The organism is Collimonas fungivorans, assembly GCF_001584145.1.
Lineage (GTDB): Bacteria > Pseudomonadota > Gammaproteobacteria > Burkholderiales > Burkholderiaceae_D > Collimonas > Collimonas fungivorans.
The window spans coordinates 4,430,201-4,450,762 of the sequence record NZ_CP013232.1 but is presented as its reverse complement, the minus strand read 5'-3'; the positions used below and the strand labels follow the sequence as shown (position 1 = coordinate 4,450,762).

The 20,562-nt window shown below is 56.7% G+C and carries 23 protein-coding genes and 1 pseudogene; 19 read left to right on the top strand and 5 right to left on the bottom strand.

The annotated features are described in order from the left end of the window. Nucleotides 1–7: 7 nt before the first annotated feature. The gene (locus tag CFter6_RS19500; RefSeq protein ID WP_061541328.1) at nucleotides 8–838 is read right to left on the bottom strand and encodes a TlpA family protein disulfide reductase; all 831 of its coding nucleotides are present in this window, start codon (nucleotides 836–838) and stop codon (nucleotides 8–10) included. Between the two features lie 2 nt (nucleotides 839–840). Next, entirely contained in the window at nucleotides 841–2,604 is a 1,764-nt protein-coding gene (gene dsbD, locus CFter6_RS19495) for a protein-disulfide reductase DsbD (RefSeq protein ID WP_061541327.1), read from the bottom strand. A gap of 113 nt (nucleotides 2,605–2,717) precedes the next feature. On the opposite strand from dsbD, the gene CFter6_RS19490 reads away from it, so the two are divergent. The 10 genes from CFter6_RS19490 to CFter6_RS19455 all read left to right on the top strand — a co-directional run bounded on the left by CFter6_RS19490 (nucleotide 2,718) and on the right by CFter6_RS19455 (nucleotide 10,671). Next, nucleotides 2,718–3,383, top strand: a complete 666-nt coding sequence (locus tag CFter6_RS19490; RefSeq protein WP_061541326.1) for a response regulator — start codon at nucleotides 2,718–2,720, stop codon at nucleotides 3,381–3,383. Next, nucleotides 3,380–4,714, top strand: a complete 1,335-nt coding sequence (locus CFter6_RS19485) for an ATP-binding protein (RefSeq protein WP_061541325.1) — start codon at nucleotides 3,380–3,382, stop codon at nucleotides 4,712–4,714. The genes CFter6_RS19490 and CFter6_RS19485 overlap by 4 nt, the downstream gene beginning before the upstream one ends. Nucleotides 4,715–5,177: 463 nt before the next feature. Then, on the top strand, nucleotides 5,178–5,396 hold the full coding sequence (locus tag CFter6_RS25200; protein ID WP_081466394.1) for a DUF6434 domain-containing protein: 219 nt from the start codon (nucleotides 5,178–5,180) through the stop codon (nucleotides 5,394–5,396). 3 nt (nucleotides 5,397–5,399) lie between these two features. Beyond that, the gene (locus CFter6_RS19480) at nucleotides 5,400–6,533 is read left to right on the top strand and encodes a hypothetical protein (RefSeq protein ID WP_150118820.1); all 1,134 of its coding nucleotides are present in this window, start codon (nucleotides 5,400–5,402) and stop codon (nucleotides 6,531–6,533) included. A gap of 193 nt (nucleotides 6,534–6,726) precedes the next feature. Beyond that, a complete protein-coding gene (locus tag CFter6_RS19475; protein ID WP_061541323.1) occupies nucleotides 6,727–6,954 on the top strand; it encodes a hypothetical protein in 228 nt (75 codons plus the stop codon). A gap of 106 nt (nucleotides 6,955–7,060) precedes the next feature. Continuing rightward, nucleotides 7,061–7,513, top strand: a complete 453-nt coding sequence (locus tag CFter6_RS19470) for an HAD domain-containing protein (protein ID WP_061541322.1) — start codon at nucleotides 7,061–7,063, stop codon at nucleotides 7,511–7,513. Between the two features lie 583 nt (nucleotides 7,514–8,096). Then, a complete protein-coding gene (locus CFter6_RS19465; protein ID WP_061541321.1) occupies nucleotides 8,097–8,483 on the top strand; it encodes a YacL family protein in 387 nt (128 codons plus the stop codon). Nucleotides 8,484–8,553: 70 nt separating this feature from the next. Further along, the gene (locus CFter6_RS25770) at nucleotides 8,554–8,895 is read left to right on the top strand and encodes a hypothetical protein (RefSeq protein WP_150118819.1); all 342 of its coding nucleotides are present in this window, start codon (nucleotides 8,554–8,556) and stop codon (nucleotides 8,893–8,895) included. A gap of 259 nt (nucleotides 8,896–9,154) precedes the next feature. Next, complete coding sequence (locus tag CFter6_RS19460) at nucleotides 9,155–10,111, top strand: hypothetical protein (protein ID WP_150118818.1); 957 nt, start codon at nucleotides 9,155–9,157, stop codon at nucleotides 10,109–10,111. A 110-nt stretch (nucleotides 10,112–10,221) separates the two neighbouring features. Beyond that, nucleotides 10,222–10,671 carry a hypothetical protein gene (locus CFter6_RS19455; protein WP_061541319.1) on the top strand — a complete coding sequence of 150 codons (450 nt, stop codon included), beginning with the start codon at nucleotides 10,222–10,224 and terminating at the stop codon, nucleotides 10,669–10,671. Between the two features lie 28 nt (nucleotides 10,672–10,699). On the opposite strand, the gene CFter6_RS25765 is transcribed toward CFter6_RS19455, so the two are convergent. Both CFter6_RS25765 and CFter6_RS19450 read right to left on the bottom strand, forming a co-directional pair. Further along, nucleotides 10,700–11,041: a hypothetical protein gene (locus CFter6_RS25765; RefSeq protein ID WP_150118817.1), complete on the bottom strand. Its 342-nt coding sequence runs from the start codon at nucleotides 11,039–11,041 to the stop codon at nucleotides 10,700–10,702. A gap of 641 nt (nucleotides 11,042–11,682) precedes the next feature. Continuing rightward, on the bottom strand, nucleotides 11,683–12,237 hold the full coding sequence (locus CFter6_RS19450; RefSeq protein ID WP_061541318.1) for a carboxymuconolactone decarboxylase family protein: 555 nt from the start codon (nucleotides 12,235–12,237) through the stop codon (nucleotides 11,683–11,685). Nucleotides 12,238–12,295: 58 nt separating this feature from the next. Between CFter6_RS19450 and CFter6_RS19445 the strand changes: the two genes are divergently transcribed. Together CFter6_RS19445 and nadC are read left to right on the top strand one after the other, a co-directional pair. Next, on the top strand, nucleotides 12,296–12,628 hold the full coding sequence (locus CFter6_RS19445) for a winged helix-turn-helix transcriptional regulator (RefSeq protein WP_061541317.1): 333 nt from the start codon (nucleotides 12,296–12,298) through the stop codon (nucleotides 12,626–12,628). Between the two features lie 214 nt (nucleotides 12,629–12,842). Continuing rightward, nucleotides 12,843–13,703: a carboxylating nicotinate-nucleotide diphosphorylase gene (nadC, locus tag CFter6_RS19440; RefSeq protein ID WP_061541316.1), complete on the top strand. Its 861-nt coding sequence runs from the start codon at nucleotides 12,843–12,845 to the stop codon at nucleotides 13,701–13,703. A gap of 77 nt (nucleotides 13,704–13,780) precedes the next feature. Here nadC and CFter6_RS25760 read toward each other — a convergent pair. Continuing rightward, nucleotides 13,781–13,897 (bottom strand): annotated as a pseudogene (locus tag CFter6_RS25760) (integrase core domain-containing protein); the annotation flags it as partial. Nucleotides 13,898–14,371: 474 nt separating this feature from the next. Here CFter6_RS25760 and dusA point away from each other — a divergent pair. From dusA to maiA, 7 genes are all read left to right on the top strand, one after another. Next, nucleotides 14,372–15,376: a tRNA dihydrouridine(20/20a) synthase DusA gene (gene dusA, locus CFter6_RS19430; protein ID WP_257722420.1), complete on the top strand. Its 1,005-nt coding sequence runs from the start codon at nucleotides 14,372–14,374 to the stop codon at nucleotides 15,374–15,376. Nucleotides 15,377–15,619: 243 nt separating this feature from the next. Next, nucleotides 15,620–16,732, top strand: coding sequence for a bifunctional 3,4-dihydroxy-2-butanone-4-phosphate synthase/GTP cyclohydrolase II (gene ribBA, locus CFter6_RS19425; protein ID WP_061541314.1), 1,113 nt, complete (start codon nucleotides 15,620–15,622; stop codon nucleotides 16,730–16,732). An 89-nt stretch (nucleotides 16,733–16,821) separates the two neighbouring features. Further along, nucleotides 16,822–17,307, top strand: a complete 486-nt coding sequence (ribH, locus tag CFter6_RS19420) for a 6,7-dimethyl-8-ribityllumazine synthase (protein WP_014007410.1) — start codon at nucleotides 16,822–16,824, stop codon at nucleotides 17,305–17,307. 75 nt (nucleotides 17,308–17,382) lie between these two features. Further along, nucleotides 17,383–17,853 carry a transcription antitermination factor NusB gene (gene nusB / locus CFter6_RS19415; RefSeq protein WP_061541313.1) on the top strand — a complete coding sequence of 157 codons (471 nt, stop codon included), beginning with the start codon at nucleotides 17,383–17,385 and terminating at the stop codon, nucleotides 17,851–17,853. A gap of 108 nt (nucleotides 17,854–17,961) precedes the next feature. Further along, nucleotides 17,962–19,140: a pyridoxal phosphate-dependent aminotransferase gene (locus CFter6_RS19410; protein ID WP_061541312.1), complete on the top strand. Its 1,179-nt coding sequence runs from the start codon at nucleotides 17,962–17,964 to the stop codon at nucleotides 19,138–19,140. 53 nt (nucleotides 19,141–19,193) lie between these two features. Continuing rightward, nucleotides 19,194–19,889 (top strand): fumarylacetoacetate hydrolase family protein, encoded by a 696-nt coding sequence (locus tag CFter6_RS19405; protein WP_061541311.1) that lies wholly within the window; start codon nucleotides 19,194–19,196, stop codon nucleotides 19,887–19,889. Between the two features lie 10 nt (nucleotides 19,890–19,899). After that, a complete protein-coding gene (gene maiA / locus CFter6_RS19400; protein ID WP_061541310.1) occupies nucleotides 19,900–20,562 on the top strand; it encodes a maleylacetoacetate isomerase in 663 nt (220 codons plus the stop codon).

The window sequence follows — 20,562 nt, the reverse complement described above, 5'->3', positions numbered from 1 at the left end:
GTCTGATTTACTCCTGTTGATTAGTGGGTTCGTGCAATTGCTTCAATTTGTCGGCCAGCGAAGCCGCCGACAGTTCGCCCAGATGGGTGTCTCGCAGGCGGCCGTTGCTGTCGTAGAACAAGGTGGTGGGCAAGGCCATCGAGCCAACCGCCTTGCCGAGACCGGTGTCGCGGTCAAGCAGGACATGCGACAGCTCAAATCCGCTCTCGCTCAGGTAACGTTGGACGGTGATCTGGTCCTCGCCCTGGTTGACAAAAACAAAGGCGATGCCGTCCTGCTGTTTCTGGGCGGCGCTGAGCAGCGGCATTTCGCGCCGGCAGGGCGGACACCAGCTGGCCCACAGGTTGACCACCAGCGGTTTGCCGCCAGCCAGCCTGGCCAGCCCGGTCTGTTCGCCGGCCAGCGTGGTCAGCTGCGTTGCCGGCAGGGTCGCCGGCTCGTTTTGCTGCCAGTGCCGGATCCCGGACATCGTGCCCCAGGCCAGCGTTCCGGCTGCCAGCGCAAGGACCAGCGGCTTGCGTATCGCAGCCTCGCGCCAGCCGCGCCAGGCTGCCACCAGCAGCGCAGCCAGGATGCCGGCCCAGGGCGTGAAGCCGCCGTCGCGGATATCGACCATGGTCCACGGCGCAGCCCGGTAAAGTTCGAACCAGGTCACGACAAAAACCAGGCGTGCCGCCAGCAATGCCGCGATCAGCATGTCCGACAAAAGATTGCCCAGGCTTGCGTTTTTCTGCCGCCTTCCGACCAGGTAGCTCACGCCGTAGGCGGCCAGCACGGAGACGATCAGCATGGCCTGGTACAGCGGCAGCACCAGCGGGCCGAGTTTCACTGTCAACATGGTCAGGATTTCCCCTGTGCCCGTTGCAGGCGCGCCAGGAATTCGTCGGCGCTGAGTTCGCCGATGATGCGCTCGGCCCGATGTTCCTTGCCGTCCGGTCCGATCAGCAGGATGGTCGGCGCGCCGAACGCCTGGTAAGCGCCCAGCATCGCCCGGTCGTCCGCATTGTTGGCGGTGATGTCGGGACGCAGCAGCTGCACGCCGGCCAGTGCTTGCTGCACGCGCGGATCGGAAAATACGTCGCGCTCTATCACCTTGCACGAGACGCACCAGTCGGCGTAATAATCGACCAGCGTCCACTGGCCGCCGCGGCCGGCGGCAGCAACGCCTTCGGCCAGTTGCTGCGCTGTCTTGACTGTGGCAAAGCGTGTCATGAAATCATGCGCGGCGCCAGCCTGGACGCCTGCCGTCGGTCGCACTGCAAAGGCCAGCGGTTGTAAAGGATCATGCGCGCCGGCTGCTGCGCCGATCACCATCAGTCCGCCCCACAGCCCGAGCAGCAAAGCCAGGAAACGCGCCAGTAAGCGGCCGCCGTCGGCTGCCAGCTTGTGCGCCAGCGCCAGCAGGCTGAGTGCAAGCGCCAGCAGCCATGCTCCCCACAGGCCCAGCACCAGGGCCGGCGGCAATACGCGCGCCAGAAACAGGATTGCGGTGCCCAGCAAGATGAAGCCGAACAGGGCCTTGACCCGGTTCATCCAGTTGCCCGGACGCGGCAGCAACCTGGCGCCCAGCGTTCCTACCAGCAGCAGCGGCACGCCCATGCCCAGCCCCATGGACAGCAAGGCCAGACCGCCGCTGACGACATCGCCGCTGTCGCCGATGTACAGCAGGGCGCCGGCCAGCGGCGCCGTCATGCAAGGGCCGACCAGCAGTGCCGACAGCACGCCCATCGTTGCCGCGCCAAGCACGGTGCCGCCGCGCTGGCCCTGGCTGGCATGGTCGAGGCGGTTGCGCAGGAAGGCCGGCAATTGCAGCTCGTAGAAACCGAACATCGCCAGCGCCAGCGCTACAAACACCAGGCCGAATGCGCCGAGCACCCAGGGATTCTGCAGCATCGCCTGCAAGTTGGCGCCGGCCAATGCAGCGGCGGCGCCCAGTACGGCGTAAGTCAGCGCCATCGGCAGCACGAAAGCCAGCGACAGGACAAAACCGCGCTTTGGGCCGGCGCCGCTGCCTGCAATTATGCTGGACAAGATTGGAATCATCGGCAGCACGCAAGGCGTGAACGTCATCAGCAGGCCGAGACCAAAAAACACCAGCAGCATCCAAGCCAGGTTGGCTTGCGCCAGGCGCGCGGCCAGGCTCTGGTCCTCGCCCAGCGCGGCCGCTGGCGCGGCGGTGGCCGGCGGCTGTCCTGAGCCGGCCAGTTCCACACGCTTGTTTTGCGGCGGATAACACAGGCCGGCGTCGGCGCAGCCCTGCCAGCCGATGTGCAAAGCGCGGGCGTCACGTGCGTTCACCAGCAGCTCGAGGCTATCGTGATAAACCTCGCTCTCGCCGAAGAACTCGTCGTGCTTGATCGTTCCCACGGGAAATTCAATCTGCGGCAAGCCGCCGGCCGGCTCGGCCTCTACCTTCAGCTGCTTGCGGTACAGGTAATAACCCTTGCTGATGTGCCAGTTCAGCCGCACTTGTCCCTGGCCCTCCTGGGTCACGTTCAGCCGGAACGCCTGTTCCGGCGGCAAAAAATCGTTCTCGGCGTGCGCCGGCAGCCATGACAGCAAGGGCAGCAGCAACACCAATAAGAACCGCAGCAGCCGTAACATAAATAAGCACCTCTGAATTAGGATAAGCGCACATCCTGGCCCATGCGGATTAAGGCAGCGTTAACAATGCGATAATCCAGGCATGAAATACTGGACAGCATGGAGGAAAACCTATGCGTGTACTGCTGGTAGAAGATGACGAACTGATCGCCCACGGCATCCTGGCCGGCCTGCGGGCGCACGGCCTGACAGCCGATGGCGTGGCCAGCGCCGCCCAGGCCGAAGCTGCGCTGGCTACCTCGCATTGCGACGTGATCATCCTCGATCTTGGCTTGCCGGATGAAGACGGCATGAGCCTGCTGCGGCGTTTGCGGGCGGCGGGCATGGCGCTGCCGGTACTGGTATTGACCGCGCGTGACGCCGTCGAGGATCGGGTCGCGGGCTTGCGCGCCGGCGCCGACGATTATCTGCTCAAGCCTTTCGATCTCAGCGAACTGGTGGCGCGCTTGCACGCCTTGCTGCGCCGCGCCGCCGGCCGCAGCGTCGATATCGTCGAGCATGGTCCCCTGCGCCTGGACCCGGCCAGCGGCGAAGTCTGGCTGCACGGCCAGGCGGTAGACCTGTCGCGGCGCGAACTGGCGCTGCTGGCGGCATTGCTGCAAGCCTGCGGCCGCATCCTGAGCGCCGACCAGCTAAAAGACAGCCTCTACCATTTTAATGAAGAGATCGAAAGCAACGCCCTCAATGTGCACATCCATCATCTGCGGCGCAAGCTTGGCGCCGACCTGATCGAAACGGTGCGCGGCCTCGGTTACCGGATCGCGGCGGTGAAGCCATGAGCTTGCGCCTGCGCTTGCTGCTGCTGATCGGAATCTCGCTCAGCCTGCTGTGGGGAGCGGTATCGGTCTGGATGCTGCGCAGCCTGGATGAAGAGGTGCATCGCACCCTCGACCAGCGGCTGGCGATGTCGGCGCAAATGGTGGCCGGCCTGATGTCGCAGAATCCCGCGGCCTGGGACGGACGCAAGGGGCAGCCGGGCGCGTCAACCTTGAAGATGCCGCCCATGGCGAAGAGTTTCGACTGCCAGATTACTTCCTTGCGCGGCGAAGTGATCGCCCGCACCCCCGGCGCTACCCTGGAAGCGGTGGCTGCCGTGGCTCCCGGTTATTCCGAACGCCTCATCAAGGGCGAACGCTGGCGCAGCTATACCTATGAAGCCGACGGCTTGCGCGTGACCACTGCCGATCGCCTGGCGGAACGCAGCTCGCTGCTGCGCAACGTCACGATGGCGGCCGTGGTGCCGTTCGTGGTGGCCATGATAGGCAGCCTGATCGTGCTGTGGTTCGGCGTGAAAAACGGCTTGTCGCCGCTGGAGCGGCTGCGGCAGGCGCTGGCCAGCCGGGCGCCGGAAGTGCTGACGCCGATTCCGGAAGCAGCCATGTCGCGCGACCTGCTGCCGCTGGTGAACACCCTGAACAAATTGCTGCAGCGGATGAACGTGACCATCAGCCGCGAACGCCGTTTCACCAGCGATGCCGCGCATGAACTGCGGACCCCGCTGACCGCCATCAAGACGCACTTGCAGGTGGCGCGCATCACCCAAGGCAAGGATGCCGCGGTGGCCATGGATTACGCAGAGGAAGGCGTGGCGCGCCTGCAGCGCACGCTCGGCCAGCTGCTGACGCTGTCGCAAATCGAAGGACCATTTTCCTGGGACGACGGCAATCTCGCCGACGCCGAAGAGGTTGCGCAGCTGGCGATACGCGACGCCAGCACCAACGCTCCCGGCCGCATCGTCTTCAACAGCGGCGGCAAGTCGGCGCAACTGGCCTTGCCGCAAGCGCTGGCGGTCACCGCGCTGCGCAACCTGCTCGACAATGCGCTGCGCCATACGCCGGCGGCGCAAGGCGTCAGCCTGGAGCTGCAGTCGTCCAAGGACGCTTGTGTGTTCCGCGTGCGGGACCACGGGCCGGGACTGAGCGCCGAGGAGCTGGAGATGGTGACCGAGCGCTTCTGGCGGCGCGGTTCGGGGCAGGGCAGCGGCTTGGGTTTGTCTATTGTGGTAGCTATTACCGAGCGTTTTGGCGGCGCTTTTGAGCTGCTGCAGCGGCCTGAAGGCGGGTTGGAGGCGACATTGAGGCTGCCTAGTGTGCAGTCCGGACCTTATTGACACCACATTTCAGGACCCGCAGCCTTTGGTGGGTGGGGACTTGCTGCTAAGCTACGGACTTTCGCCGAGTTCGCGTGAACCGAAGCAGTCCCGTTTCCTGATTGTTTCCACGACACCCGCAGCAAGTGCACGTGCGGTGAGCGGCAGAATATCCAGAAATCAAGAAAAATAGCGCATAAATTGCATGTGTGCGAAATCAGCATCAAACCTAATGAAATCAGTGAATTACAGTAAAAGGCGTGTTTTCGTGGCGCTCATGATGGACTGGATCGAACTAAGTGATCTCTCATAGGGGAAATTTTCTATTCCTCATCGAGTTTGTCCAATTTTTGTCCAAATGACTTTTTCTGTTGTTCGCTGAATTTGCAAAAAATAGCTGAGTTTGTAAGATCGCCGCGATCGGCCAAAATCGGACGGTCGAAGACGCCCACTAAACTGATGACGATGTTGGAGGAATTTGTTCATGAAATTTGATTGGCACGGCGGAGTAATTTCGCGAACAACGTTGGTCGATTCTGCCTACAAAAATACGCAGAACGTCCGGCGCTTTCTTTCACATCAGTGTGGACCGGAGTTCAAATTTGACCGCGATCTGATGGCATGGATACGAAACGGTGTTGAGAAGAGCATGGGCGACGTTGTGGACGAGTGGACGCGTCGACGTACAATGGCGCAAGACTAGCAAATGACTCGTTCCGGCCAGAACCAGCCACTCGAGGGAACAAGCAACTTGGTATTGCATTGGCAATTTCCCCGTGGCAAGATGCTCCAACTATTTTTCGCACGATCGGATTACATGAGAAGCCTATTGCCGGTCCTTATCGCCAACGCGCTAAGTAAAATTCGACTAGCGGCGTTTTTTTTAAGCATGCTGTCTGTTCTATGTTTTTCGACAGCTCATGCTCAACTGCTTAAATACAATAACGAGGCCGAACTCTTTGGCGCGGCAGCAGTGTCCCCTGACTCTGGATTCCAAGTCCTCCAAAAACTAATTGGTCTTTGTTTAACATACAGTCCATCTCTTCAGTCATTCGGCGAACAAGAGTTGAAAAAGTGGGTTTCGCGTCATCGCTCATATCTTGAAGAAAATGCAGCGTCACGACAGGAGTTGATTGAGATGTTGAACTCCCCATCCATGACCGCTGAAACGAAGAAAAACATCAAGAATATGCTTGAGGTGTACGGTCCAAAAATGATAGACAGTCAATTTGAAACCATAAGGATTTCGATCAAAGGGATAAGCTCTCAGGAAGGCCAAGCATCCCTTTGCAGTGACTACATTCAATCTATCGCTGATGGAAAATTTGACCTGCGAAAAAACGACCCTTCGCTTTCGGCATATCTAGACCAAAGAATTAGCAAGAGAGGTAAGAAAATTGCCACTTCATCTCCGACGGTCGACTCTCACCAAGTCTCTGCGGACCGACTAATCGTCGGACGGTGGCGGCACATTTCGCTGCTTCGGACGCTCGACGGCAAGACCGTTGCACCTCAAGCCACTGATGGAAAGTCAATTGTTGAATTCTTCCCGAATGGCACGTGGACCCTCGCAACTAGCAAAAATCACTCGGCGGGAAAGTACAGATGGCTCGATGCAGATCACGTCGAGCAAACCGTTCTTGAGTCAGGTCTCGCGATGCAGATAGGGGTAGTTACGATCCAGCAGGTACGCGTTAGTGCGGAAGATCTCGAAATTATCGCTGTTCATACCAAAGCGGAGATGGATAAATTAATGCCCGCCGCTAAACCAGGTGTGCGTCGTCCTAACGAAGTCGTCGTTACCTCTGTTTTTTCGCGCGAAATGAATAGCGGACACTGAACGACAGTTATTGGGTAGGCGATATGTCCGCAATGGGTCGAAATCAACCTGTCGCGACCGGCTCAAAACGGCCAGAAGCAGCCAGTTACAAATTTTCCAGAAAGCGGTCAGACATGTGCGCGAGAAATAGCGTGCTTGGTGGCCCGTTGCCTGGCACCGATGCCACAGCCATTTATAGCTTGAAAGATGAACTATGGCCACAGTACTTTTTCTTGTCGGATTTCTGGGGTTAATGATATTTCCGAGCAAATACATCAGTGTTGGTGGATACGGTTTTTTGCTTTCGGCACTATCGGTTTCATTAATAATGCTTGGAAAAGGCGACGAGCTGCATGAGTGGTCGTTTTGGGCAATATCGATTCTTGCAATCGGATGCATCGGTCACTGGTTGAAAGACGTCTATGACAAAAATAAGCGTTAAACTTCCAAACAGCGGCTAAACGATTTCATCAATCTGCGGCCTCCACCGGTTGAATCCACAGCCAATAGCGGACTTTGAGCATTGAATTTATTGAGTTAAAAATCACATGATTCTCTTTCTAGACTTTGATGGAGTACTTCACCCTTTTCCAATGGGGCCATTGGACAAACCGTTTTCTGCGACCGGGCCGTTATGGAAAATACTGGAAAATATTCCTGGGATTTCGGTAGTTATCACTTCCACGTGGAGGGAGCGGTATTCTTTTTCAGAACTAATTGAGCTACTTGTTGCTCATGGCGGCAAACGCTTCACTGAGCGCTTTCTCGGTGTTACTCCGATTTTAGAGAGTACGACTGACTACGTGCCAGGCATTCGTCAACGTGAGATTGAATCGTGGCTGGCTAGTAACGTGCCGGAGAATGCGTCATACCTAATATTGGATGATATCGAAGAGTACTTTGATTCGAATTGCAAGAACTTGTACCTTGTCGATGGTGTTACGGGACTCACAGAAAATGATATAGGGACGATAGATTTGTGGCTCCGTTCTCAAGTTTAGCTGCATACGTCTGGATAGCTTTCGCAAAGGCAGTTTTTTGGTCGAATTGAGCCCATCACGACTGACTCAAAACGGGCACAAGCGGTCATGCAACCACACCTCTTAATTGATGTTGCTTTGTCAAATTTTTTGTGCCAGTTGTAGAACTGCGTTGTTGAATTCAATATTAGGTGCCCCTATCATATGAAACATAAATGCCTCGCCTGTGGCGTTGAAAAAGATACCTCCATTAAAGAGATTTATCCCTTCCCAGAGGACGGTCTAATTGATAAGCCAATAGAACCCTTGATGTCTATAGACTGTCAAGGTACCGGAGACTGGCGAGTGGTGACCGTATGTCACACTTGCTTTCATAGGCTAGATGTTGACCTGTGGATTAGCGAGCGGTGTTGGTTACAATTGAACCCCATTATGCCATTTGAGCAGTTACCCATGTTAATCGCGAAGTAAATGTACTCAAAGATGAGCCGTTCTGCCGAGGGGCTAAACGGTGCTGCACGATGAGTAAATTCGGCCAGAAGCGGTCATTTGATAATAATCTCGTTACGTGGAAATCAATTCCCTTGAAAAATAGGACAACGTGATGGAATTTTACTTCTCATGGGAAAAGCAGTTTGAGCGCCTGGTTCCTAGTTGTTGCACAAAAGAGGTAAACAACGAGGGCTACAGCCCGCTTGCTTGCCTATTGGTGGATGATGGAGGTGTCCCATTTTTGGACATGCTGCCTTGGTATGACGAATGTTTGAGTCAGATTCATTTAATTAAAAAGCGTCACATTGATTCATATTACTGGGGGCGTGAAGATTGGGCAGCAGAGCTATCGGATACAGAAGTGAGAATTTACTCGCAACTTGACGAGACGTGCTTTGAATTTGTCAAAATTGATGATTTTGAAAAATTGCTATTGGCTTGGCGGAGTTTTATCCAATCAACACCGCAATTCGATATTGAGCAGAAGGTGGTTATATAGCCCTCAGCGCAAATTGGTCAATGAGAGATGGCTGAGCCGGTAAATGCGAAATTGATTGTTGTGAGAAAAAATGCCAAGTTACGAAATCATTATTGGTCGCATGCTTAAAGATGGGCGAGTGGCTGTCACAAACAATTCTGCGACCGATGTGCCGCTTGGGACCACATTTATTACAGCGTTCTGGACCAGCGCAGAGATGGTAGATGGAGAATTTCATAACCGAGAAAGCGGCACTATTGCTGATATTGATCTTACTCTCAAGAGCGTAGATGTGTTTCGACGTCAAGTAGAGTGCATCCCCAAGGGATATTCAGCGGCAGTGGAACTCGCAGGTTCAGGGTTGAGTACCGTTCTCCTATGGTTGGACTTGCCAAGACAAAAAACTATTCAAATTATTTTGAGAGCTACCTAACTTCGTTTGATCTTGTTATAAATATCTGCTTTGGAAAATTTCAACCGACTGCTTGGGGCGAAAAATGCCTTTCACCTATGGCGGAAATCGGCCAGGAGAGGACATTCGTTTTGAGCTGCGTCCAAGGGAATATTTCTTAAGATAGGGAGAGAAACATTTGATCCTCGAGAGAGCACATCTACGTATGGAAGACGAGCTACGGGCCGGGATCAGAGCCATCGCTACCTCGTCAGGCCTAGCCAGCCAACGTGTTGACACTATGGCCGAACTCGCTCGCGTGACCAGCCTCCTGCCGCTATCAAATATGGCTCGGTGGGAATACGTGATTCGCTACGAGCTGTCCTTCGCCAAACATGCGCTTGCCGATACCGAGAGGATCGGATGGCGGTCGCTTTTCTTGTTTTCCGCCGCAAAGAACATAGAACGTACTCGGCTTCTGAGTTGGATTGACTTGAGTAATGCCGATGGTTACGCCCGCGAACGTACGTTGCGCACGCTAGACGGTCCAGCATCCAATGGTTTCTTCTTTGCTCTGGCAGCTCGACGCCTGAACGATTGGGTTGTGCAGGTCAGAGGTGCCGCCAGAGAGGTTGTTCCTACACTTGCTAGGGCTAGTGACCCCAGGCATGTAGTAGATGCGTTGTGCGCATTGCTTCCGGCGTGGTCCTCGTGGGCGCGCATGGACGAGTCGGACAGTCAAACAATCATTGATCTTATCGCCATCAGAGGTGTGGCCCAAGAGCTCATAGATCGGGTGATTTCGTCTCCAACGGGGCCGATTCCCCAGGTCCTTTCTCAAATTTTGAGAACGTCAGTGCTGGACGAACATTTGACGGAAATCGCTATGCGGGCAGTTCAACCTGCCGTGCGTGCAAAGGCCTATCGAGTGCTGCTACTCAGGGAGGCAGCATGGGTAGAGGGATCTCGTTGGAGGTGGACGGATGTGAGGTACTGCGAAGGTCGCATGGAAAAGATCCACGGCTCAAGGCCGCTGACGGTTGCACCTGTACTCTTGGACTCCTTGAACGCAGCCGCGTCGGACCGTTCTTCCATCGTGAGACGTGTCGCCTCAGAGGTTCTCGTCAGGGAAATGAATACGCCCGGAATTCCGGCCCTCGTTTTAGCTCGCCGCTTCGCTGCAGACGACTCGTCGTCAGTGGCTGGCCGCGGCGAGTTCGTGCTGAAAAGACTTGAGCAGAGCCCGGTTCTGACGTAACCAGGCTTTGGTAAATTCTGCGGTGCCGATAGCTTGCATGTCCACTATCGGCCAATAGCGGACATATTGAAGATACGCATGTGGCGCGACTTTTTAGAGTACACATTGTGATGAAAATCGTTACTGAAATTTTCAGAATGCCGACAGGCTCATTGATTTCCTTGCTTTACGCGGTAAGTGATGAAGGCCAAGTTGATCAGGCAGTGACCGGTACGTTGTGCGAATTTGTGAGTCTTCTGTATCCACCAGCTGATGCCGAGTTTGAAGATTTGCTTACACATGTGAGAGCTGGCACATATCAATCAGCTAATCCATTGTTGGCAGACTTTGGCGTGAATGACGTTAACGTGTGGTGCGCCACTCGCAATCAGAAGGATGAATGCATTTTCATCTCAAATGAAAACATTCCCGACTATTCGATTGACCATGGCCCATTACAACAATTTTCAATTCAGGAATTTCATGCCGTTTTGGCATGTTGGAAGAAATTTCAGCAAAAGATTAGAGAAAACGGTGCAGAAAGATATATCGGGCAGAAATTTGAAACAGTAATACCGTAACCGACATAGTTGGGTCACGATCATGGGGCTACTCGTTCACTTTCGAGAGTGTGCGGGCAATTAATTCTGCGGGCCACATATTCATATGACCGCAGCCCCCAAAGTGAGCATCAGGTTTAAGTATTAAACCTTCAACGACGACTCGCTTGCCGTTTAGCTGCCGGCATATTTCCACATCAAAGTTAAAACTCCCCATTCCTACACTGAGCCAAATCCCGGAACCATAATTTGGGAATCTCTCCGACTTCGGCCAGTGATAGATACCTACATCCTCAAATTCAAAATGCAATATACCTTCTACCGTTACATCTGTATTTGCAAGTCCAGAAAGATTAGCCAAGGCTTGATTAACATTGAGTAAGGCGGTCATCGGGGATAATGGAAATATCATCTAAAAATCTATTCTAGTTCAGCATCAACTTGTAAGCTTAATTTTGAGTCCACAGTGTTTTTCGATTGTCCGCTTTAGGGAAACTCGATGGTCCGCACTGGGTCGATAGCGGTCGGAGAGTTGTACTGCGAATGTCAGGTGAAGATTGAGTTGGCGCAAATTATTTGATCGATTTAACGAAGTAAAAAAAGACGCGAAATGGCGTCTATCGTGTGCAAGGAAGTTACTTGGCAGAGTGGTGCGCAGTCTTTGCTTCATCCTTTCTTTTGTTCAAATATGCCCCACATCTCTAACGTCGGCCACGCGATTTCTACCTTCCTTTCGCGTTGCAATGGGGAAAGTACCAGCTGATAGCATGTTATGTGCTGTCCTCGTGACTATACCTAGCCGCTCCAACGCGAAAAGGCAGGATCCGAGTAGATCAGATCGCTACCTTTGTTGACCTGCACGAGTATTACGGACAATCCGGTATCAAGACCAGCCGTCGTAGCAAGTAACTGGAAGCAGTCATTCAGAAGTTTGGTGTCACAGGCAAAAACCAGCCCGATGCGGACTGTCGAGAGGTTGAAATCTACTCCGGATAGCGGCCGCTCGAAGCACCATAAACATGCGTCCGTCGATTAGTTGTTGGCATAACTATCAAAATGAGGCGCGGCGGTTTCAAGTTCCAGTTTTGTCGTGTTCACTATGTAGGACACCGCGTGATACAAACCGGCAAGCATCACTAGCTCGATAAGCTGCTCGTCGGTGTAAAACGTTTTCAGTTCGGCCCACAGAGTGTCGTCGACGCTGCTGGTCGCATGCAGTGCATCCGCAAGCCGGATCAGCACGGAATCTTGAGCTGGCCACGCTTGGGTATCCTCATGCACAGTGGCAGCAACCTGTGTCGGAGTGAATCCCGCCTTGGTGCTGAAGGCCGCAACATGTACGCCCCATTCGTACTCGGCCCCACACAACGCGCAGGTTCGTAGAATCATGATCTCTCTGGCGCGTACTGAAATGCTGCCCTTGTCGAGTAGGCTGCCTGCGATCATGCGCGACAGTACACGCGGATTTTGTCCTACGGTGCGGAACAACTTCAGCGGCGGAATGCCGGGCGGCATGATGCGATCGAAATCCTGCTGCACACCATCAGCGTAGGGCGGATTAAGGGCTTGTATACGGGGTGTTGACATGTAGGACTCCAGTTGCTACGATAAACGAAGCATAATGCTTCTAATTTAGTAGCGCAACATGGCACTCATCGATAAACCCGTTCGTGGTTCCAAAACCGGCAAGCCAATCATGGCTTTGCTCGACCTGCTCGGCCGCCGCTGGGTGCTACGCGTGATCTGGGAACTGCGCGAGGGCCCAATGGTGTTCCGCGAGCTACAGGCGCGCTGCGACGATATGTCGCCGTCAGTGCTCAACGGCCGACTGGCAGAATTGCGCGAAGCTCTGATTGTTGAAACTTGCGACACTGGTTACCAACTTACTAAACGCGGCGCAAAACTATTGGAACTGTTCGATCCCTTGGGAGACTGGGTCGAGAGTTGGGCCGCGGCGCTACGTAGTACAAATAAATAACATCTACCCAGGCCCTGTTGACCGACTCCACTCAGCCCCTGGCGACCATCGAGCTACGGTGATTCTTCGGCTAAAAGCTGACATCCGGGCTCTGAAGCGGCCTTACTGCATTAAAGTTGGTTGGTCATGGTGGATAGACATTCGGCCGTAGGTTTGCGGTGCTGCCGGCCTGTAAGGCCCTGCATAATCTTTTCATTTTCTATAAGGTCACGGCATGAATGCATTCACCCTCCCAGGCTTCAACCTCGGTGCCTTTGTCCAAGCTACGCTCGCTGAAGATCTCGGCGAAGGCCTCCCTGGCGGCGGCCACGACGTCACCGCCGAGAGCGTCATCCCTGCCGATGCGCGCTTTGCCGGGGTGATGGACAGCCGCGAGGCGATCACCGTCGCCGGTCTGCCGCTGGCCGCCGCGTTCTTCCGTCATCTCGATCCGGCGTGTACGATCGAAATGCTCGTGCAGGACGGCCAGAGCGTTACGCCTGGCACCGCGTTGATGCGGATCGCCGGCAACGCCCGTGCTCTGCTCACCGTCGAGCGCAGCGCGCTCAACACCGTGCAGCACCTCTCGGGCATTGCGACAATGACGCGCGCCTATGTCGATGCCATGAACGGCCACGCCACCCTGCTCGACACCCGCAAGACCATCCCCGGCCTGCGCGTGCTTGAAAAATACGCGACGCGGATGGGCGGCGCGACCAATTACCGCATGGGGCTGTGGGATGCGGTGCTGATCAAGGACAACCATGTCGCGGTGGCGGGCGGCGTCGGGCCGGCGGTGGCGCGCGCGAAGGCGGCAGGCGTGGAGCGGATCATCTGCGAAGTCGATCGACTCGACCAGATCGAGCCGGCGATCGTGGCCGGCGCCACCCAAATCCTGCTCGACAATATGTCGCAGGCAATGCTGGCCGAGGCAGTGACGTTGGTGGCCGGGCGCGCGGCGACGGAGGCTTCGGGTGGAGTACGGCTCGATACGATTGCCGCGATCGCGGCGAGCGGTGTGGATTACGTCTCGGTCGGGCGGCTGATGCAAAGCGCCCCGGCGGCAGATATCGGGCTGGATTTTGAGCTGGTGTAAGCCCGCCGTGCGGCGCTCTTTGAAAAACGCCCGCAACTGTTCCGCCGCGACTTCCTCTCCGATCCCGAAATACACCTGAGGCTGTGGAAGATCTCTCCGTTCAGAAATTCATCACGGAGTTTTCCGTTGAAGGACTCGCAGTAGCCGTTCTCCCACGGGCTGCCTGGCTCGATGTACTGCGTGTTGGCAGCGACTTTCTGTAGCCAGTACTGCGCATTTCAATATAGTCAACAAGACGGTCGGATGTCAGATTGGGCAGCAAGATGTCGCCAAGTGCGATTTTGAGCGAAGCCAAGACGGCGGTTTTATTCTTGCCAAATGACTTTTTGGCGCCGATCTCCTCCGTATAGCGGTCGATCAGGGTGCCTAACGTCAGGTCTGATATGATACGTTCATCCTGAAATTTCAGCGCCCGCATGTCGGATTCGACCTTAGATGCCCATTCCTGGGCACGTGCTTTTGTATCAAACATTTCGCTTACAGCTGGAAAACCCTGTTTACGAACCCTGGCACGCCAGCGCTTGCCGATTTTTTTGAATAGTTGCCATTGCCTTAAATTCTGTCCAATTTTTGTCCAGTGACGAATGATAAACCATTAATAAACGTGAATTTTCGTGAGTTCTCAAATAGTTTCAAACACCGCTGAAAGCCGCGCCGGCATTGATAAGTTGGTGAAATCAGGGGCGCGCAGAATTTCTGTTGCGCCCATGATGGACTGGACCGACCGCCACTGCCGCGTGTTCCACCGCCAGATCACCCGCCACACCTGGCTCTACACCGAAATGGTGACCACCGGCGCCTTGCTGCACGGTGACGTGCCGCGCCACCTCGATTTCAACGACATAGAGCATCCGGTCGCCCTGCAGCTGGGCGGCAGCGAGCCGGCCGACCTGGCCAAGAGCGCCAAACTGGGCCAGGAATGGGGTTACGACGAGATCAACCTGAACTGCGGCTGCCCGTCCGAACGGGTGCAGAAGGGCGCGTTTGGCGCCTGCCTGATGGCGGAGGCCGAGCTGGTGGCCGATTGCGTCAAGGCAATGCGCGATGCGGTGAACATCGATGTTACCGTCAAGCACCGGATTGGCATCGACAAGACCGAATCCTATGAATTTGTCCGCGATTTTGTCGGTACCGTGGCGCAAGCCGGTTGCCAGACCTTCATCGTGCACGCGCGCAATGCCATCCTGAAGGGGCTCAGCCCCAAGGAAAACCGTGAAATCCCGCCGCTCAAGTACGAATACGCCTACCAGCTGGCGCGCGATTTTCCGGAGCTGGAAATCATCATCAACGGCGCCATCAAGACTACCGAGGAAATCGATTTCCACCTGCAATATGTCGACGGCGTGATGCTGGGCCGCGAGGCCTATCACAATCCCTACCTGATGGCCGATTTCGATTCCCGCTACTACGGCGCCGCCGATGCCGTGCCGAAGACGCGCGCCGAGGTGATCGAGGCCATGCTGCCTTATATCCGCCAGCAGCTGGCGCTGCACGGACACGACGGCAAGGGCTTGCGCCTGAACAGCATCACCCGCCACATGCTGGGCCTGATGGCCGGCGTGCCGGGCGCCAAATCGTTCCGGCAGGCGCTGTCGGATTCCAAAAGACTGGCCCTGGGCGATCCTCGGTTGTTGATGGATGCATTGGCAAACATGCAACCATTGGCGGCCTGAGAGCAGCGATACCGGGTTTTGGCCAGATCTTGATATAAAACAGCGGCAAACTGGCGTCCGTAAAACATTTTCAGTCTGCTAAATCCTTTAAAATAGCGACCTCTGGTTTATGTTTGTTTTAACCGGGTTGCTCAGCAGCAGCCCTGAGTCTATAAACCGCAACCTTCATAGCAAGATTTATAGCAAAGCTGGACCAGGCTACCCATAAGGCGGCTTCCGGGCCGGTTATCTCCAAGGCGAAACATGTCAATTGCAACAACAGAGGAAATCATTGCTGAACTCCGTGCCGGGCGCATGGTGATTCTGGTAGATGAGGAAGATCGTGAAAACGAGGGCGACCTGGTGCTCGCCGCCGATTTTGTGACGCCGGAAGCCATCAATTTCATGGTGAAATATGCGCGCGGCCTGGTCTGCCTGACCTTGACCGAGGAACGCTGCGACCAGCTCAACCTGGGCATGATGACCAGCCGCAACGGCACCGCCTACGGCACCAATTTCACGGTATCGATCGAAGCCGCCGAAGGCGTCACTACCGGCATCTCCGCCGCCGACCGCGCCCGCACCATCCAGGTAGCGGTAGCGGCCGGCGCCAAGGCTGGCGATATCGTGCAGCCGGGCCATATTTTCCCGATCAAGGCGCGCAAGGGCGGTGTGCTGATGCGCGCCGGCCATACCGAAGCCGGTTGCGACCTGACCGAAATGGCGGGCCTGACGCCGGCCGCCGTGATCTGCGAAATCCTCAAGGAAGACGGCACCATGGCGCGCCTGCCTGATCTGCTGGAATTCTCCAAGGAACACGGCCTCAAGGTCGGCACCATCGCCGACCTGATCCATTACCGCGGCCAGCACGAAAGCATAGTCGAGCGCCTGGCCGAACGTACTACTCACACTGCCCAAGGCACGTTCAAGACCATTGCCTATCGCGACACGCCAAGCGGCGGCGCCCACCTGGCCCTGCTGCACGGCACGCCGGCGCCGGATGTGGAAACCCTGGTGCGCGTGCACCAGCCGGTGTCCATCCTGGACTTGCTGGAAACCGAAGCCACCAACCATTCCTGGAACATGGCGTCGGCGCTGGCGGCAATCTCCGCTTCGCCGTGCGGCGTGGTGGTGCTGCTCAACTGCGAAGAATCGGCCGACCAGATCTTCGCCAAGTTCGCTGCGCTGGAAGCGGCCTGCAGCGGCGTCAAGCCGCCGCCGCCGCGGGTCGACCTGCGGACATACGGCATCGGCGCACAGATCCTGAAGGACCTCGGCGTCGGCAAGATGAAATTGCTGGCCAGCCCGCGCAAGATGCCGTCGATGACAGGTTACGACCTGGAGGTCACCGGCTACCAGAACAAGCCGAATGCCTGAAGGTAGCAGTGGTTGTTGTTGCGTGTTCGCGTAACGTTTTTTTGTAAATCATCAGTAGATAAGCGCCAAGTGCGCATAAGAGGAAAGCCATGACAGTCGGAATTTACGAAACCAATCTGGATGGTGCAGATTTGCGCATCGGTATTGTGCAAGCCCGCTTCAATGAAGACGTCTGCCACGGTTTGATCTCAGCCTGCCTGGCGGAGCTGAAGCACCTGGGCGTGGCGGATGAAGACATCCTGCACGTGACCGTGCCCGGCGCGCTGGAAATTCCGCTGGCGCTGCAGAAGATGGCCGAAACCATGCAGTTCGACGCGCTGATCGCGATCGGCGCCGTGATCCGCGGCGAGACTTACCATTTCGAGCTGGTCTCGAATGAATCCGGCGCCGGCATCACGCGCGTCGGCCTCGATGCCGGCATTCCGATTGCGAACGCCGTGCTGACCACCGAGAACGACGAGCAGGCCGAGGCCCGGATGGAAGAGAAGGGCACCGACGCCGCGCGGGTGGCGGTGGAAATGGCCAACCTGGCGATCGCGCTGGAAGAGCTGGCGGAAGCCACCAGCGAAGAATAAGATGTTGTGACAGGCAAGGCGCCGGTGGTGCCTTACTTTTTGTGTTTGAATTTTGACGTACCAGCTGGAAAAATTATGACTAATAAAACTTTGCACGCCAATCCGAGCAAGAGCCGCACGCCACGTCACCGCGCGCGCGAATTTGCGTTGCAGGGCCTGTATCAATGGCTGTTGAACAATGAAGACGTGACGGCGATCAGCGAAAACATTCGCCAGGCGCACGGTTTCGACAAAGCCGACGCCGAGCATTTCAACTCGCTGCTGTACGGTGCGATCAAGGACGCGGCCCCATTGCGCGCCGGCCTGGAGCCGCTGATCGACCGCAAGATCAGCGAACTGTCGCCGGTGGAGCACGCGGCTTTGCTGATCGGTGCTTTCGAACTGCAGAACCACGTTGAAATTCCTTATCGCGTGGTGATCAACGAAGCGGTCGAACTGACCAAATCGTTCGGGGGCATCGATGGCCACAAATATGTGAACGGCGTGCTGGACAAGTTTGCCGCCAAGACGCGCGCCACGGAAATCGGCGCCGGCAAGAAATCCTGACCCGGCAACTAATGTAGGCGGAGCCGCGGATGCCGCGTCAGCGCGCATCGGTTCCGTGTTTCAGGCGAGGCGCCAGCGGGCGGCGCGGCGCCATTCGGAAAAGCATTCATGACATTCTCGCACCTGGCTTCACGCCTCGATAACATCGCACCCTTCCATGTGATGGAGCTGGCAAAAATGGCTGCAGCGCTGGAACGGCAAGGCCGCCATATCATCCACATGGGTATCGGCGAGCCTGATTTCACCGCGGCGCCGCTGGTGATCGAAGCTGCCGCCAAGGCCATGGCCGGCGGCAAGATGCAATACACCTCGGCCACCGGCCTGCCGGCGCTGCGGGAAGCGATCTCGGCCCATTACCGCCAGGTATTCGGCCTCGATATCGCACCCGAGCGCATCGTCGTCACCGCCGGCGCTTCGGCCGCGTTGCTGCTGGCTTGCGCCGCACTGGTGGAGAAGGGCAGCGAAGTGCTGATGCCGGACCCGTCCTATCCTTGCAACCGCCACTTCGTCGCCGCCTTCGATGGCCAGGCGAAAATGATCGCCAGCGGCCCAGAGCAGCGCTTCCAGCTGTCGGACCGCATGGTGCAGGGGCACTGGGGTGAACATACGCGCGGCGTGCTGCTGGCATCGCCGTCGAACCCCACCGGCACTTCGATCCTGCACAGCGAGTTGGCCAAGATCATCGCCACCGTGCGCGGCAAGGGCGGTTTTTCCATCGTCGACGAAATCTACCAGGGCCTGAGCTACGAGGGCGAGCCGTTTTCGGCGCTGTCTCTGGGCGACGACATCATCGTCATCAACAGTTTCTCCAAATACTTCAACATGACCGGCTGGCGTCTCGGCTGGCTGGTGCTGCCGGAATCGCTGGTGGCGCCTATCGAAAAACTCGCGCAGAACTTGTTCATCTGCCCCTCGGCGATTGCCCAGCATGCAGCGCTGGCTTGCTTCGAGCCTGCTTCGCTGGCCCTGTATGAAGAGCGCAGGAGCGAATTCAAGTGCCGCCGCGATTACCTGGTGCCGGCGTTGGTCGAATTGGGTTTCAAGGTGCCGGTGCTGCCGGACGGCGCATTTTATGTGTATGCGGATTGCAGCGCCCTGCTTAAGGAAGGTGACGACGCCGACAAGTTCGTCAAGGAAGTTTTGAATCAGGCCGGCGTCAGCATGGTTTCCGGCCTCGACTTCGGCCCGTATACCGCGCAACATTACATCCGTCTGTCGTATGCGACATCGATGGAGAATCTGCAAGAAGCAGTGCGTCGCCTGGGGCAGTTTCTCGGCGAGAATTGAGTTCAGACATTGTTTGCTGCCGGCATGACGGCGGTATTGAAAAAGGAGCTTCCATGCACTTCGTTTTTCCACCCAAACCGGCAGCAGCCGTCCCCGTAGCAGGCAGCGATCAATTGTTTCCGGTGCACCGGATTTATTGCGTCGGCCGCAATTATGCCGAACACGCCAAGGAAATGGGCAGCAGCGGCCGTGAAGCGCCGTTCTTCTTCATGAAGCCTGCCGATGCAGTGCTGCCGGTCGCCCATGGCAGCATAGGCGAGATGCCTTATCCATCGATGACCCAGGACCTGCATCACGAAATCGAGCTGGTGGTGGCTTTGTCTACCGGCGGCAAGAATATCCCGGCAGCGGAAGCCGTCAAGCACATCTGGGGCTACGCCGTCGGGCTCGACATGACCCGCCGCGATTTGCAGGGCGAGGCCAAGAAACTGGGGCGGCCATGGTGCACCGGCAAGGGTTTTGATCATTCGGCGCCGATTTCGCCGATCCATCCGGTCGGCGCTACCGGCGTCATCGAGCAAGGCGATATCCACCTGGATGTCAACGGCACGCTGCGCCAGAAGGGCGATATCAACCAGATGATCTGGAACATCGCCGAGACCATAGAACAATTGTCCGCCTACTTTGAACTGCAGGCCGGCGACCTGATTTTTACCGGTACTCCGGCCGGCGTTGCGGCTGTCGGCAAGGGCGACCTGCTGGAAGGATCGGTAGCCGGCGTCGGCGATCTGCGCGTACGCCTGGTCTGAGTACATATCGATGAAACTGTATAGCTATTTCCGCAGCTCTGCCTCTTACCGGGTACGGATTGCCTTGAACCTGAAAGGCATGCCCTACGATACCGTGCCCGTGCATCTGCTGAAGCACGGCGGTGAACAGCTGAGCCAGATGTACCGTACCTTGAACAGCGACGGCCTGGTGCCGACCATGGTCGACGACGATACGGTCGACGGCCAGGCGGTGCTGACGCAGTCGCTGGCGATCCTGGAGTACCTTGAAGAAATCCATCCGGCGCCGGCATTGCTGCCGCCGGCCGCGCTGGACCGGGCTTTCGTACGCAGCATAGCCTTGTCGATTGCCTGCGACATCCACCCGCTCAATAACCTGCGTGTGTTGCGTTACCTGGTGCACGAATTGAAGGTGGATGAAAACGCCAAGAACGCCTGGTACCGGCATTGGTGCGAGAGCGGCCTGGCGGCGCTGGAAGTAACGCTGGCCAGAGATAGCCGGCCCGGCAAGTTCTGTTTCGGCGATACGCCGACGCTGGCCGACTGCTGCCTGGTGCCGCAGATCTTCAATGCACAGCGCCTGAAATGCGATCTGTCGGCAATGCCGACCGTGATGGGCATCTACCAGAACTGCCAGGAACTGGATGCCTTTATCAAGGCGGCGCCGCAGAACCAGCCGGATGCCGAGGCCTGA

What these genes read in the sequence shown, in the direction of transcription:
- CFter6_RS25200 (WP_081466394.1), top strand. Translation starts at nt 5,178, where the DNA reads ATGAAATTTGATTGGCACGGCGGAGTAATTTCGCGAACAACGTTGGTC.
- CFter6_RS19465 (WP_061541321.1), top strand. Translation starts at nt 8,097, where the DNA reads ATGGAATTTTACTTCTCATGGGAAAAGCAGTTTGAGCGCCTGGTTCCT.
- CFter6_RS19450 (WP_061541318.1), bottom strand. Translation starts at nt 12,237, where the DNA reads ATGTCAACACCCCGTATACAAGCCCTTAATCCGCCCTACGCTGATGGT.
- CFter6_RS19410 (WP_061541312.1), top strand. Translation starts at nt 17,962, where the DNA reads ATGACATTCTCGCACCTGGCTTCACGCCTCGATAACATCGCACCCTTC.
- CFter6_RS25770 (WP_150118819.1), top strand. Translation starts at nt 8,554, where the DNA reads ATGCCAAGTTACGAAATCATTATTGGTCGCATGCTTAAAGATGGGCGA.
- nadC (WP_061541316.1), top strand. Translation starts at nt 12,843, where the DNA reads ATGAATGCATTCACCCTCCCAGGCTTCAACCTCGGTGCCTTTGTCCAA.
- CFter6_RS19480 (WP_150118820.1), top strand. Translation starts at nt 5,400, where the DNA reads ATGACTCGTTCCGGCCAGAACCAGCCACTCGAGGGAACAAGCAACTTG.
- CFter6_RS19490 (WP_061541326.1), top strand. Translation starts at nt 2,718, where the DNA reads ATGCGTGTACTGCTGGTAGAAGATGACGAACTGATCGCCCACGGCATC.
- CFter6_RS19500 (WP_061541328.1), bottom strand. Translation starts at nt 838, where the DNA reads ATGTTGACAGTGAAACTCGGCCCGCTGGTGCTGCCGCTGTACCAGGCC.
- ribH (WP_014007410.1), top strand. Translation starts at nt 16,822, where the DNA reads ATGACAGTCGGAATTTACGAAACCAATCTGGATGGTGCAGATTTGCGC.
- nusB (WP_061541313.1), top strand. Translation starts at nt 17,383, where the DNA reads ATGACTAATAAAACTTTGCACGCCAATCCGAGCAAGAGCCGCACGCCA.
- ribBA (WP_061541314.1), top strand. Translation starts at nt 15,620, where the DNA reads ATGTCAATTGCAACAACAGAGGAAATCATTGCTGAACTCCGTGCCGGG.
- CFter6_RS25765 (WP_150118817.1), bottom strand. Translation starts at nt 11,041, where the DNA reads ATGACCGCCTTACTCAATGTTAATCAAGCCTTGGCTAATCTTTCTGGA.
- maiA (WP_061541310.1), top strand. Translation starts at nt 19,900, where the DNA reads ATGAAACTGTATAGCTATTTCCGCAGCTCTGCCTCTTACCGGGTACGG.
- CFter6_RS19455 (WP_061541319.1), top strand. Translation starts at nt 10,222, where the DNA reads ATGAAAATCGTTACTGAAATTTTCAGAATGCCGACAGGCTCATTGATT.
- CFter6_RS19470 (WP_061541322.1), top strand. Translation starts at nt 7,061, where the DNA reads ATGATTCTCTTTCTAGACTTTGATGGAGTACTTCACCCTTTTCCAATG.
- dsbD (WP_061541327.1), bottom strand. Translation starts at nt 2,604, where the DNA reads ATGTTACGGCTGCTGCGGTTCTTATTGGTGTTGCTGCTGCCCTTGCTG.
- CFter6_RS19405 (WP_061541311.1), top strand. Translation starts at nt 19,194, where the DNA reads ATGCACTTCGTTTTTCCACCCAAACCGGCAGCAGCCGTCCCCGTAGCA.
- CFter6_RS19475 (WP_061541323.1), top strand. Translation starts at nt 6,727, where the DNA reads ATGGCCACAGTACTTTTTCTTGTCGGATTTCTGGGGTTAATGATATTT.
- CFter6_RS19445 (WP_061541317.1), top strand. Translation starts at nt 12,296, where the DNA reads ATGGCACTCATCGATAAACCCGTTCGTGGTTCCAAAACCGGCAAGCCA.
- CFter6_RS19460 (WP_150118818.1), top strand. Translation starts at nt 9,155, where the DNA reads ATGGCCGAACTCGCTCGCGTGACCAGCCTCCTGCCGCTATCAAATATG.
- CFter6_RS19485 (WP_061541325.1), top strand. Translation starts at nt 3,380, where the DNA reads ATGAGCTTGCGCCTGCGCTTGCTGCTGCTGATCGGAATCTCGCTCAGC.